Genomic DNA, 12325 nt, shown 5'->3' on the forward strand with positions numbered 1-12325 from the left:
GGCCGTCACCAGCCCATCGTGCCGGGCTCGCCCTTGAACGGGCCGACGACGTCGGAGGTGACCCAGCCGCCGTAGAACCCGCCGGCCTGCGGCACCACGACCTCGCCGTCGACGGTGCACGCGTCCATCGGGCCGGCGTACACGGCGACCCGGTCGGCGAGCTCCTCGAAGCCGGGCGACGGCGTGGGATAGTTCCACGCGGCGCGGTCGACCTCGACGTCGCCGCCCCGCACCGCGAGGTAACGGGCGCCGCCTTTGAACTCGCAGAACGACGAGCCGCGGGTCGGTCGCAGGGCGCCCGGCGCGAAGGCGGCGATCGGCAGGTAGTACACCGGCGGATGACTCGTCTCGAGCACGCGCACGACATCCGTCGTGTCGACGATGCGCTCGCCGCCGAGGTCGATCGTGACGCGCGCATCGACGTGCTCGAGTCGCGGGGGACGCGGGTAGTCCCAGACGGACTCCTGTCCGGGGCCTGCGGGAAGGGGTGCCGGTCGCATGACGGGAGGCTACGGCGCGAGCCTGAGAGCCCTCCGCGACCGGTGCCGTCGCGGCGCGGCGTTCGGACGCGGCATCCGCGCGTCGCTACCGTTCAGGCATGAGGGAGATGTATCCGGAGATCGAGCCGCTCGAAACGGGCATGCTCGACGTGGGGGACGGCCAGCACATCTACTGGGAGGTGTCGGGAAACCTCGAGGGCAAGCCGGTCGTCTTCCTGCACGGCGGACCCGGCGGTGCCACGACGCCCGCGCACCGGCGCCTCTTCGACCCTGCGCGGTACCGCATCGTGCTCTTCGACCAGCGCGGCTGCGGGTTCTCGATCCCGCACGCCTCCGAACCCGCCGCGGACCTCTCGGCGAACACGACGTGGCACCTCGTCGCCGACATGGAGCGGCTGCGCGGCCACCTGGGCATCGAGCGGTGGCAGGTGTTCGGCGGGTCCTGGGGGAGCTCGCTCGCCCTCGCCTACGCCGAGACCCACCCCGAGCGGGTGACCGAGATGGTGCTGCGGGGCGTCTTCACGCTGCGGCGGCAGGAGCTCGACTGGTTCTACGAGGGCGGCGCGTCGGCGATCTTCCCCGACCTGTGGGAGGAGTTCATCGCCCCGATCCCGATCCTCGAACGCACCCACCTCATCGAGGCGTACGGGCGGCTGCTGGCCGACCCCGATCCCGAGGTGCACCAGGCGGCGGCGATCGCGTGGTCGCGCTGGGAGTCGGCGACGATCACGTTGCTGCCCCAGGCCGAGACGATCGCGCGTTTCACCGCGCCCGAGTACGCGACCGCGTTCGCCCGCATCGAGAACCACTACTTCCGGCACGGCGGGTGGTGGGAGGACGGACAGCTGATCCGGGATGCCTCGCGGCTCCGCCACATCCCCGCGGTGATCGTGCAGGGCCGCTACGACATCTGCACCCCGGTCATGACCGCGTGGGACCTGCATCGGGCCTGGCCGGAAGCCGACCTGCGCATCATCGACGACGCGGGCCACGCGTTCGACGAGCCGGGCATCCTCGACGCGCTCATCGAGGCCACCGACCGGTTCGCAGAGCTGTCGACGACGGATGCCGCGGGCGACGAGGATGCGGCGGAGGGCATGCCGGCGGGCGTCGGCATGGTCGGGGAGGACGAGTCCGACGGGGGTGCCGAGGCGGAGTCGGACGACGACGAGTCCGACGACGACGGCGACGAGCCGGACGACGACGATGATCACGACGAGTCGGACGACGACGATGATGACGATGAGTCGGACGACGACGACGATGACGACGACGAGTCGGATGATGACGACGACGACGAGTCGGATGACGATGACGATGACGATGACGACGACGACGATGACGATGACGACGACGACGACGATGACGAGTCGGAGGACGACGACGATCACGACCTCGACGATTCCGACGATGAGCACGACTCGGAGGCCCTGGACGAGGACGAGGATGGCGCGGACCGCGTCGACGAAGCAGAGGAGCCTACCGCCGAACGGCCCGAGGCGGGAAGCGATCGTCCGGCGGATGCCCCGTCGCGTTCCGCGGAGTAGCGTCGTGGCATGACGTTCAACCCGAATTCCGACATCGGGGGCGGCAAGACCTCTCGACGTGGTCGCACGACCGGGATCGCGGTCGGCGGCGGCCTCGGGGTACTGGCGCTCTTCCTCCTCTCGCAGTTCCTCGGCGTGGACCTGACCGGGCTGGCCGGCGGCGGAGGCGGCGAACCCGCGGCGAGCGACTCGGCGCTCGAGGAGTGCCAGACGGGCCAGGACGCGAACGAGCGCGTCGACTGCCGCATGAAGGGCGCCGCGGCATCCCTCGAGGCCTACTGGCAGCAGGAAGCCCCGGCCATCGGGGTCGACTACGTGAGCCCGCAGGACTTCGTGCTGTTCAGCCAGGCGGTGTCCACCGGATGCGGCCAGGCCTCGTCGGCCACCGGGCCGTTCTACTGCCCGCCCGACCAGACGCTGTACGTCGACACGAGCTTCTTCGACCAGCTCGAGCAGCAGTTCGGCGCGAACGACAGCCCGCTCGCCGAGATGTACGTCGTCGCACATGAGTGGGGTCACCACGTGCAGAACCTGGCCGGGATCCTCGCGCAGACGCAGGACGGCCAGACCGGCCCCACCTCCAACAGCGTGCGTGCCGAGTTGCAGGCCGACTGCTTCGCCGGTGCATGGGCGGGTGCGGCATCGCAGACGCCCGACCAGAACGGCGTGCCGTTCCTGCAGCCGATCACCCAGCAGCAGTACTCCGACGCGATCGGCGCCGCCGCAGCAGTCGGGGACGACCGCATCCAGGAGGCCACGCAGGGCCAGGTGACGCCGCACTCGTTCACGCACGGCACGAGCGAGCAGCGCGTGCGCTGGTTCCAGACCGGCTACGAGCAGGGCGCAGGAGCCTGCGACACGTTCGGCGTCGACGGCGGCAGCCTCTGATGCGTCGCGTCCTCGCGATCGTCGTCGCCGTCGTGGGGGTGCACGCACTGTCGGTGGTGGCGTTCCTCGTGTGGGCGAACATCGTGTTCCAGGGCGAACGCGGCCCGTCGCTCGAGGCGTGGCGATCGGACGCGGTGGAGATCTCGACCACCGACGACGGCTCGTTCGTGATCGCCCCGACGAGCGGCGCCACCGACGTGGGTCTCGTGTTCATCCCGGGCGCCCGGGTGCATCCGTCGGCCTACCTGTACAAGCTGAGCGGCATCGTCGAGGAGACGGGGATGACGGTCGTCATCACGCATCCGACCCTGAACCTCGCGTTCTTCGACACGCGCCCGCTGTCGACGTTCACCGACGATGTGCCCGGGGTCGACCGCTGGTTCGTGGGCGGCCATTCCCTCGGCGGCGTGCGTGCGTGCCAGCTCGCCGACCAGGGTGTTTCGGATGCCGGGCCCGACGTCGTGGGCCTCATGCTGTTCGGCAGCTACTGCGCGAACGACCTGTCGGGCGCCGACCTCGCGGTGCTCTCGTTCGTGGGCAGCGACGACGGGCTCAGCACGCCCGACAAGGTCGACGAGGCGGCGCACCTGCTTCCCGCCGACGCCGAGACGGTGCTGCTCGAGGGCGCCAACCATGCGTCGTTCGGCGACTACGGCCCGCAGCCGGGCGATGGCGTCGCCACGATCGACAGCGCCGAGGTGCGCGAACTCATCGCGTCGGCGACGGCCGGATTCCTCGCCGATCGCGAGCCCTGATCGCCGCGCAGTCGCCCTGCGCGGTGACCGCCGAGCCCCGGGCGCGCTGCACCGGCGCGTCGCCTCCCCGTGATCAGCGCGCCAGGGCCTCGACGAGCGCCCGCCCGAGCTCGGCGGGCCGCGTGAACTGGGGCCAATGCCCCGTGGGCAGATCGAGGTAGTCGACGTGCTTCGCCTGGGCGAGCTCGCGCACCCACGGCTTGCCGGCGGCGAGCCACTCGCCGATCAGCGACGATGGGAACTCGCACGCGATGATCGTGACCGGCACGTCGTGACGTCGGTCGTTCGAGAGTCGGAGCGGATCGCTCGCGACGCGCGCCGGCTCGGGCACGGCCCGCTCGCGGAACCGCGACCGCAGCTCGTCGTCGAGGTCGGTGAGGTCGGCGTCTTCGAAGACCGACCAGTCGGGCAGGGGGATCTCGTCGCCGACGACGGGGAGTTCGTCGTTGACGCAGTCGCCGTCGGCGACCGGGCCGGCGTCGACGAACACGACCCGCGCGATGCGCTCGGGCAGGCGGTCGGCCACGCCCTGGGCGATCGCGCCGCCGCCGGAGTGCCCGACGAGCGCGACGGGACCCGGGAGGGCCTCGACCTGCCGGACGACCGCATCGACGTGGTCGGCGAGGCCGATGCCCGTGCGGTCGGCGTCGACCGACTCGAGGCCGGGGAGGGTGACGGGATGCGGCCGGTGTCCGGCCTGATCGAGCGCGGGGGTGACCGCCTGCCAGGAGCTCGCGTCGAGCCAGAATCCGGGGATGAGGATGACGTCCATGGCGGCGACGCTACGCCGCGCCGCCGACATCCGCCGCGGTCGCGGACAGGGTGCGCCGCGGCATCCGCGCCCCGCCCGCCGCGAGCACGGCGATGCCGGCCGCGAGCACCAGCAGCCCCGCCACGGCGCCGGGCGGCAGGGTCTCGCCGAGCACCGCGACGCCGAGGATGCCCGCGGTGAGCGGCTCGGCGAGCGTGAGGGTCGACACGGTGGCGGGAGCGAGGGTGCGCAGCCCGATTCCGAAGAGCACGTAGGCGAGGGTGGTCGTGACGAGGCCGAGCCACAGCGCCATCGCGAGGCCCGAGGGCGTCGCGAGCCAGCCCGTGTCGGTCGTGAGCAGCAGGGGAACGCTCACCGCTCCCGCGACGCCGAACATGGCGCCCATGCTGTTCGTCGACGACCAGCGCCGGTCGATGAGGGCCTTGCCCGCGAGCGTGTACACCGCATACGAGGCGCCGGCGCCGACGGAGGCCGCGAGCCCGAGCGGCTCGAGGGGGGCGCCGCCGCCGCCGTCGGAGGCGAGGGCGAGGATCGCGACCCCCGCGGTCGCGATGACGGTCGCGACCAGCCAGCGGGCGCCGGGGAAGCGCCGGTGGAGCGTCCAGTCGAGCGCGCCCGTGAGCACGGGGGCGGACCCGAGCGCCACGACCGTGCCGACGGCGACGCCGTTGGCCGCCGTCCCCGCGAAGAAGGCGGGCTGGTAGGCGAGCACGCCCGTGGCGCCGACCGCCACGAGCAGCCACGCGGGTGCGCGGAGACCGCGCCCGCCCACATCGAGGGCATCGCCGGGCGCGCGGGCGACGGATGTCCCGGTCGCGTCGCCCGGGCGCCCGGCGAAGTGGAGGGCGAGCGCCACGAGCCCGAGGGCGCCCCCGCCGATGAGGATGCGTGCGAAGCCCACCGACGCCGGGTCGGCATCGGGGCCGAGCGCCTGCGCCGTGCCGGTGGTGCCGAAGCACACGGCGGCGAGCAGCACGGCGAACACGGAACGCATCCCATATTGTTACACAATCCTGTCGCGGCCGACAGTTCGCCGCCGACGGTGCGGCGCGGCGCGGGGTCGCGCGACGGATAGGATTCCGGATGTCGCGTCGCCGCGGCATCCGTCATGTGACACGCCGGGGGGCGCGGCCGGCGCACGCGGATCCTCCCTGAGGGCGACGCGGTGGACACCCCCGAGGAGGACCTGTGCGCGCCATCATGTACCGCAGCTTCGGTGACGAGCCACGCGTCGTCGAGGTCGACGCCCCGGCCTGCCCGCCGCGCGGCGCCGTCATCCGCGTGCGCGCCACGGGGCTCTGCCGCAGCGACTGGCACGGCTGGATGGGCCACGACGGCACCATCGCCCTGCCGCACGTGCCGGGGCACGAGTTCGCGGGCGAGATCGCCGAACTCGGCACCGAGGTGCCCGAGTCGGCCGGCTGGGCGATCGGCGACCGCGTGACCGCTCCCTTCATCTGCGCGTGCGGCCGCTGCCCCGAGTGCCGCTCGGGCAACGAGCAGGTCTGCGACGCGCAGTCGCAGCCCGGTTTCACGCACTGGGGCTCCTTCGCCGAGTACGTCGTGGTCGACGAGGCCGCGCTCAACCTCATCCGGCTGCCCGACGCCCTCGGCTTCGTCGAGGCCGCATCGCTCGGATGCCGCTTCGCCACCGCGTACCGCGCCGTGGTGACCCGTGGCCGGCTCCATCCAGGTGAGCAGATCGCGGTGCACGGATGCGGCGGCGTCGGCCTCTCGGCGATCATGATCGCCGTCGCGGCGGGCGTGACCGTCTACGGCGTCGACGTGTCGGACGGCGCGCTCCAGGCGGCCACCCTGCTCGGGGCGGTCCCCGTCCGCGGCGGCGACGGCGCGGCGGAGCGCGTGCGGCAGGCGAGCGGCGGCGGCGTCGACCTCTCCGTCGACGCCTTCGGCAGCCCCGAGACCTCGTTCGCCTCGGTGCGGAGCCTCAGGAAGCGCGGGCGTCACGTGCAGATCGGCCTCATGCTCGCCGAGAACGCGACCGCGCCCATGCCCATGGATGCGGTGATCGCGGGCGAGCTCGAGATCCTCGGCAGTCACGGCATGGCGGCGCACGAGTACCCGTCGATGCTCGGTGCGGTCGCGTCGGGGGCGTTCCGCCCCATCGAGCTCGTGGGGCGCACGATCGCCCTCGACGAGGTGCCGGGCGCGCTCGCGTCGATGGGCCACGCGGGCGGCGCGGGTTCGGGCATGACCGTCGTGGAGCTGTAGCCGGCATGCGCGGCGGGGCGGCCCGCCATCACCCGACGCGCCGACGCGGTGACGCGGTGACGCGGTGACGCGGTGACGCGACGGGTGGCGGGCGGGCGGGGAGCTCTAGCATGGCCTCGACCCCACAGGAGGAACGGATGAGCAACCCCCACGTCGCGCCCGCCGGCTGGTACCCCGCACCCGACGGCACCGGCGGCCAGCGCTGGTGGGATGGGACGCAGTGGACCGAGTACGCCTCGCCGCTGGCTCCGCCGCCGGCGCCGCAGCATCAACAGCAGTACGCGGCGCAGCAGTACGCGGTGCAGCCGTACGCGCCGTACGGTGAGGTGGCGAGGCCGCGCGTCCCCGAGGGCACGCCGGTCGACACGGCCTGGATCTGGCTCATCGTGGTGCTGCCGTTCCTCTCGCTCGTGCCCCTCCTGTTCTGGGACTTCGAGGGGTACCTCCTGCGGTCGATGAACGAACCGAACGACCCGATGGCGCAGCTGGCCCTCTACACCGACCCGGCCTACCTCAGCGCGATCGGGCTCGGTTGGGTGGCCTACGGCCTGTCGGCGTGGTTCGCCCACCTCGACGTGGTCGCGCTGCGCAGGCTCGGATACCAGCGGCAGTTCCATTGGGCGTGGGCGTTCCTGAATTCGCTCGTCTACGTGATCGGGCGATCGGTCGTGGTGAAGCGCCAGGCAGGGCGCGGATCGGCGCCCATGTGGGCCGCGATCGCGCTCACCGTCGCGTTGTTCGTCGGCTCGATCGTGTGGGTCGTCTCGGTGGTCGTGACCGTGGTGAACGACACGATCTCGATGTATCCGTCCGCCTAGGGCGCGGCCGCGGCATCCGCTCGTCGACTCGCCCTTGTGCGATGCGACGGCGTTGCCTAAGGTGGGCGCTACGCCGTAGTGACACGAGTCACTGCGCGCGCTCGTGCGGGCCCCCTCGCCCGGAACGAGCGCGCCGGCCCTCGACGAGGAGGACACGACCATGAGCACCCCCACCAAGCCGAGGCGCACGCTGCGCCGATCGGCACCCGCCCTGGCCGCCGTGGCGGCCGTGATCGCCGTGGCGAGCGCCGCGGGCCCGGCACAGGCCCTCACGACGCAGCAGGTCGATCCGTTCGCGCCCGACTTCGGGCCCAATGTCACCGTCGTCGATCCGGCGATGCCCGTCGGTGACGTGCAGGCCCTGCTCGACGGGCTCGCCGCGGCCCAGACCGACGCCGAGATGGGCTCCGCGCGGCAGAGCGTGCTGTTCCTGCCCGGCGCCTACGGCTCGGCCGAGCAGCCGCTGCAGGCGAAGGTCGGCTACTACACCGAGCTCGCCGGACTCGGCGCGTCGCCCGACGGCGTCGACATCACCGGCAAGATCGAGGTGTACAACCGGTGCCTCGACGGCGGCGGCACGACCAACTGCATCGCGCTCAACAACTTCTGGCGCACGATCTCGAACCTGAAGCTCGAGATCAACGGCGCCGGCCAGGACGGATGCCGCGCCTCGGCCAACTTCTGGGCCGTGTCGCAGGCGGTGTCGATGCGCCGCCTCGACATCTCGGGCGCCAACCTCTCGCTCATGGACTACTGCACCGCGGGGCCGCAGTACGCGAGCGGCGGCTTCATCGCCGACTCGCGCCTGCCGTTCACGATCAACGGCTCGCAGCAGCAGTGGCTGACGCGCAACAGCGACGTGGCCGGCTGGTCGAACGGTGTCTGGAACCAGGTGTTCTCGGGCGTCGAGGGCGCACCGGATGACGCGGCGTTCCCGAACCCGCCCTACACGACGCTCGACGAGACGCCGGTGAGCCGCGAGAAGCCGTACCTGTTCGTCGACGCTGACGGACGCTACGCCGTGCGGGTGCCCTCGGCGCACGAGGGGACGCGCGGCATCAGCTGGGCCGACGGCGAGACCCCCGGTCGCACCATCCCGATCACCGACTTCTACATCGCCCACCCGGGCGACGCGATCGGCACGATCAACTCGGCGCTGCAGCGCGGCAAGCACCTCCTGCTCACCCCGGGCGTGTACGACGTCGACAGCAGCATCCAGCTGAAGCGCGCCGGCACCGTCGTGCTCGGCATGGGCCACGCGACGCTCACCGCCGTCGGCGGTGCGGTGCCGATCAAGGTCGCCGACGCGCCGGGCATCGTCGTCGCGGGCGTCACCATCGACGCCGGCACGGTCGAGTCGCCCGTACTGATGCAGGTCGGCAAGCCGGGCGCAGGGCAGGCGGCGAAGGTCGATCCGGCCGACCCGATCACCCTCTCCGACGTGTACTTCCGAGTCGGCGGCCCGCACGTCGGCAAGGCCGACACGGCGCTCGTCGTGAACAGCGACCACGTGCTCATCGACCACACCTGGGTGTGGCGGGCCGACCACGGCATCGAGGGCTTCACGCAGGGCGTGAACGGCGACACCGACCGCTGGAACACCAACATCGGGCGCACCGGCGTCGTGGTGAACGGAGATGACGTGACTGCGACGGGCCTGTTCGTCGAGCACTTCCAGCAGTACAACACCATCTGGAACGGCGAGCGGGGCACCACGGTGCTGTACCAGAACGAGCTGCCCTACGACCCGCCCACCCAGGCCGACTGGACGCGCCCCGACGGCACGCTCGGCTACCCGGGCTACCTCGTCGCCGATGGCGTCGCCGAGCACCACCTGTACGGCGGCGGCGTCTACGTGTTCAACCAGAACAATCCGTCGATCGTGACCGAGAACGGGTTCGAGGCGCCCGACGGCGCGGGCATCTCGCTCGAGCACATCATGACCGTGAACCTCAGCGCCGGCACGATCTCGCACATCGTGAACGGCATCGGCGACGCAGCCGATACGACGGTCATCGGCCTGCCGAGGTACCTGACGCACTACCCGCTCCCCTGAGCGGACGGCGGCCGCTCCCGTGAGCGGACGGCGGGGTGGCGGCGTGGGCCGCCACCCCGCTTCGCGCGCGCGGCGGGCGATGCGACGACGGATGCCGCGTCGTCGCGCCCCCGGTGATCAGGCCGACTCGCGAGGCACGAGCTTCGGCGCATCGTGCGGATGCGGCGGCGGTTCCACGCCGTCGAGCGCCGCGAGCACGCGTGCCGCGAGATGCTCGGCCTCCCGGTCGATCGACTGCGTGACGGTCGTGAGCGGCGGCGAGGCGAGGGCGGCGAGCGGGACGTCGTCGACCCCGATGACCGCGAGGTCTTCCGGCACGGCGAGGCCGGCGATCCGCGCCCCCGCGAGCACGGCGAACGCGACCTCGTCGTTGTATGCGGCGACGCCGCCGACGCCCGCGGCGCGCCATGCGTCGACGGCGGCCGTGCCCGACGCGGCATCCACGTCGACCGCGATCACGAGGGGGTCGGCGAGCCCCAGTTCGGCGCACGCCGCGCGGACGCCGGCGAGACGCGCGTCGGCGAACTCGGCGACGCGCCGGTCGGACGTGGTCGCGTAGCCGATGCGGGTGCGGCCGCCCGCGACGAGCCGTTCCGCCTGGATCCGCCCGATGCGCGGTTGCGGGTCCTCGACGTCGGGGTCACCGGCATCCGTGTCGACCACCTGGATGCCGGCCCGGCGCATCGCCTGCACCTCGTCGGGCGCGAACGGCGTGAGTCCGACCACGGTGCGCGGGGTGACGGTTCGCCACAGCTCGGTGAGCGGTCGCTCGCCGCGCACGTGGTGCACGAGCACCGACAGGCCCCGCCCGGCGAGCTCGTCGGCGAGGTGGTCGAGCATGGTCTCGACGACGGGCCCGACCGGCCAGTCGGGCAGCACGCACAGCACGAGATCGCTGCGTCCGCTCCGCAGGGTGCGGGCGGCGGCCGACGGGGCGTACCCCAGCCTCGCCGCGGTCTCGAGCACGCGACGTCGCGTCGCGTCGGAGATCGACGTGTTGGGCGTGCCGTTGAGCACGTAGCTGACCGTCGTGCGCGACACCCCGCTCTCGCGCGCGACATCCGCGCTCGTCACTCCCGCCACGCGCCCTCCTGAAACTTCCGTCGAGTGCACCTTAGCCGCAGGGCGCACCCGCAGTGCCCGGCCATGGGGCACACGAACGAGCGCCCGCGCGAACCCGCAGGGGTTCGCGCGGGCGCCGTGGCCGGCGACGCGGTCGGTCAGGCGTCGACGGTCTCGCGCGCGGCCTCCGGCTGCGCGGCGCGGTTCGTCCGCAGGAATGCGGCGGCGGCCACGAGGCCGAGGACCGCGATCACGGCGGCCCCGAGGAACGCGGCCGAGTAGCCGTCCGTGAGCACCGCGACATCCGTGCCGCTCGCCGTGACGCCGGCGGCGACGGCCGTCAACGCGGCGAGGCCGACCGCGGAGCCGATCTGGTAGCTCGTGTTGACGAGCCCGGCGGCCACGCCCGTCTCGGCCATGGGCGCCGCGCCGATCGCGGTGCCGAGGCTCGGCACGAACGCGAGCGCCATGCCCGCCGCCGCGACGAGCGACGCCGGGAGCACGTCGAGCACGTACGAGCCGTCGGGGCGCACGAGCGCGAGCCAGCCGAGGCCGGCCGCGAGCAGCGCGAAGCCGGTCACGATGAGCGGCTTGGCGCCGAAGCGGGCCTGCAGTCGGGGTGCCACGGCGACCATCCCGACGACGATGAGGGTCGTCATCGGCAGCAGGGCGGCTCCCGAGGCGAACGCCCCGGCGCCGAGCACCTGCTGCAGGTAGAGGTTCAGGAAGAACCACATCGGTACCCAGGCGGCGCCGAGGAGGAGCTGGGCGAGGTTCGCGGCGCCGAGCTGGGGCGCCCGGAAGATGCCCAACCGCAGCAGGGGGTCGCGCCGGCGGGCCTGGATCGCGAAGAACGCCACGAGCAGGAGGCCGCCGACGGCGAGCGCGACGAGCGTCTCGGCGCTCGCCCAGCCCACCTCGGGCGCACGCACGATGCCGTAGACGAGGCTCGCCAGGCCGAGCGTGCCCGTGAGGGCGCCCGCGACGTCGACCCGGCCGCGACCACCGGAGACGCGGGGGAGTGCGAGCGGAGTGAGTGCGATGACGACGGCCGCGATGGGCACCGTGATGTAGAAGACCCACGGCCAGCTGGCGTACTCGGTGAGCACTCCGCCGAGGAACACGCCTGCGGTGCCGCCGATCGGTGCGGCGGCGCCGTAGACCGCGAAGGCCCGGGGGAGCTCCGGCGTGCCGCCGAAGAGCGTCATGAGCAGGGTCAGCGCCGCGGGGGCGATGAGGGCCGCACCCGCGCCTTGGACGGCGCGGCCCGCGATCTCGACGCCGACCGTTCCGGCCGCTCCAGCGAGCACGGAGCCGGCCAGGAGCAGCGCCCAACCGCCGACGAAGACCCGGCGAGCGCCCCACAGGTCGGAGAGCCGGCCGCCGAGGAGCAGGAGGCCGCCGAACGCGACCACGTACGCGTTGAACACCCACGAGAGCGACTCCGGCGTGAAGCCGAGGTCGGCCTGGATGTCGGGCAGGGCCACCCCGATGATCGAGGTGTCCATGATGACGACGAACTGCGCCGCCGCGATGAGTGCGAGCCCGAGCCAGCGACGGGATGCCGGCCGGGCGGAGGTCGATTCCATATGGGGACTCCATTCCGTGTAAATACCCCTAGGGGGTATAGATATAGCAGTCAACCGACCGAGCCGCAAGGTTGTTCCCGATTGCGCTGATCCACCGGATGACGCG

At 72.6% G+C, this 12325-nt stretch carries 10 protein-coding genes and 1 pseudogene; 6 read left to right on the forward strand and 5 right to left on the reverse strand.

The window, feature by feature from the left end; genetic code table 11:
* Positions 1-5 precede the first annotated feature (5 nt).
* The gene (locus tag EDM22_RS09685) at positions 6-500 is read right to left on the reverse strand and encodes a DUF427 domain-containing protein (RefSeq protein WP_122936854.1); all 495 of its coding nucleotides are present in this window, start codon (positions 498-500) and stop codon (positions 6-8) included.
* 98 nt (positions 501-598) lie between these two features.
* On the opposite strand from EDM22_RS09685, the pseudogene pip reads away from it, so the two are divergent.
* From pip to EDM22_RS09705, 3 genes and pseudogenes are all read left to right on the forward strand, one after another.
* Positions 599-1552, forward strand: a pseudogene (gene pip / locus EDM22_RS09690) (prolyl aminopeptidase); the annotation flags it as partial.
* Positions 1553-2056: 504 nt separating this feature from the next.
* Positions 2057-2935, forward strand: coding sequence for a KPN_02809 family neutral zinc metallopeptidase (ypfJ, locus tag EDM22_RS09700; RefSeq protein WP_122936855.1), 879 nt, complete (start codon positions 2057-2059; stop codon positions 2933-2935).
* Positions 2935-3690: an alpha/beta hydrolase gene (locus EDM22_RS09705; protein WP_122936856.1), complete on the forward strand. Its 756-nt coding sequence runs from the start codon at positions 2935-2937 to the stop codon at positions 3688-3690. The genes ypfJ and EDM22_RS09705 overlap by 1 nt, the downstream gene beginning before the upstream one ends.
* 73 nt (positions 3691-3763) lie before the next feature.
* On the opposite strand, the gene EDM22_RS09710 is transcribed toward EDM22_RS09705, so the two are convergent.
* Positions 3764-4462: an alpha/beta fold hydrolase gene (locus tag EDM22_RS09710; protein ID WP_122936878.1), complete on the reverse strand. Its 699-nt coding sequence runs from the start codon at positions 4460-4462 to the stop codon at positions 3764-3766.
* A gap of 10 nt (positions 4463-4472) precedes the next feature.
* Positions 4473-5456, reverse strand: a complete 984-nt coding sequence (locus EDM22_RS09715) for an EamA family transporter (protein ID WP_122936857.1) — start codon at positions 5454-5456, stop codon at positions 4473-4475.
* A 194-nt stretch (positions 5457-5650) separates the two neighbouring features.
* Here EDM22_RS09715 and EDM22_RS09720 point away from each other — a divergent pair, with 194 nt between their 5' ends.
* The 3 genes from EDM22_RS09720 to EDM22_RS09730 all read left to right on the forward strand — a co-directional run bounded on the left by EDM22_RS09720 (position 5651) and on the right by EDM22_RS09730 (position 9568).
* Entirely contained in the window at positions 5651-6694 is a 1044-nt protein-coding gene (locus EDM22_RS09720; RefSeq protein WP_122936858.1) for a zinc-dependent alcohol dehydrogenase family protein, read from the forward strand.
* A 137-nt stretch (positions 6695-6831) separates the two neighbouring features.
* A complete protein-coding gene (locus EDM22_RS09725) occupies positions 6832-7512 on the forward strand; it encodes a DUF2510 domain-containing protein (RefSeq protein ID WP_170964079.1) in 681 nt (226 codons plus the stop codon).
* 160 nt (positions 7513-7672) lie between these two features.
* Positions 7673-9568: a pectate lyase family protein gene (locus tag EDM22_RS09730; RefSeq protein WP_122936879.1), complete on the forward strand. Its 1896-nt coding sequence runs from the start codon at positions 7673-7675 to the stop codon at positions 9566-9568.
* A 117-nt stretch (positions 9569-9685) separates the two neighbouring features.
* Here EDM22_RS09730 and EDM22_RS09735 read toward each other — a convergent pair whose 3' ends face one another.
* Entirely contained in the window at positions 9686-10651 is a 966-nt protein-coding gene (locus tag EDM22_RS09735; RefSeq protein ID WP_122936860.1) for a LacI family DNA-binding transcriptional regulator, read from the reverse strand.
* Positions 10652-10788: 137 nt separating this feature from the next.
* Complete coding sequence (locus EDM22_RS09740; protein WP_122936861.1) at positions 10789-12219, reverse strand: MFS transporter; 1431 nt, start codon at positions 12217-12219, stop codon at positions 10789-10791.
* Positions 12220-12325: the final 106 nt, after the last annotated feature.

Source organism: Agromyces tardus (assembly GCF_003710805.1).
In the GTDB taxonomy this organism is placed as follows: domain Bacteria; phylum Actinomycetota; class Actinomycetes; order Actinomycetales; family Microbacteriaceae; genus Agromyces; species Agromyces tardus.

Excerpts from the sequence above, each read along its gene's own strand:
- EDM22_RS09705 (WP_122936856.1), top strand. The coding sequence starts at position 2,935 with ATGCGTCGCGTCCTCGCGATCGTCGTCGCCGTCGTGGGGGTGCACGCA.
- EDM22_RS09710 (WP_122936878.1), bottom strand. The coding sequence starts at position 4,462 with ATGGACGTCATCCTCATCCCCGGATTCTGGCTCGACGCGAGCTCCTGG.
- EDM22_RS09730 (WP_122936879.1), top strand. The coding sequence starts at position 7,673 with ATGAGCACCCCCACCAAGCCGAGGCGCACGCTGCGCCGATCGGCACCC.
- ypfJ (WP_122936855.1), top strand. The coding sequence starts at position 2,057 with ATGACGTTCAACCCGAATTCCGACATCGGGGGCGGCAAGACCTCTCGA.
- EDM22_RS09740 (WP_122936861.1), bottom strand. The coding sequence starts at position 12,219 with ATGGAATCGACCTCCGCCCGGCCGGCATCCCGTCGCTGGCTCGGGCTC.
- EDM22_RS09685 (WP_122936854.1), bottom strand. The coding sequence starts at position 500 with ATGCGACCGGCACCCCTTCCCGCAGGCCCCGGACAGGAGTCCGTCTGG.
- EDM22_RS09715 (WP_122936857.1), bottom strand. The coding sequence starts at position 5,456 with ATGCGTTCCGTGTTCGCCGTGCTGCTCGCCGCCGTGTGCTTCGGCACC.
- EDM22_RS09725 (WP_170964079.1), top strand. The coding sequence starts at position 6,832 with ATGAGCAACCCCCACGTCGCGCCCGCCGGCTGGTACCCCGCACCCGAC.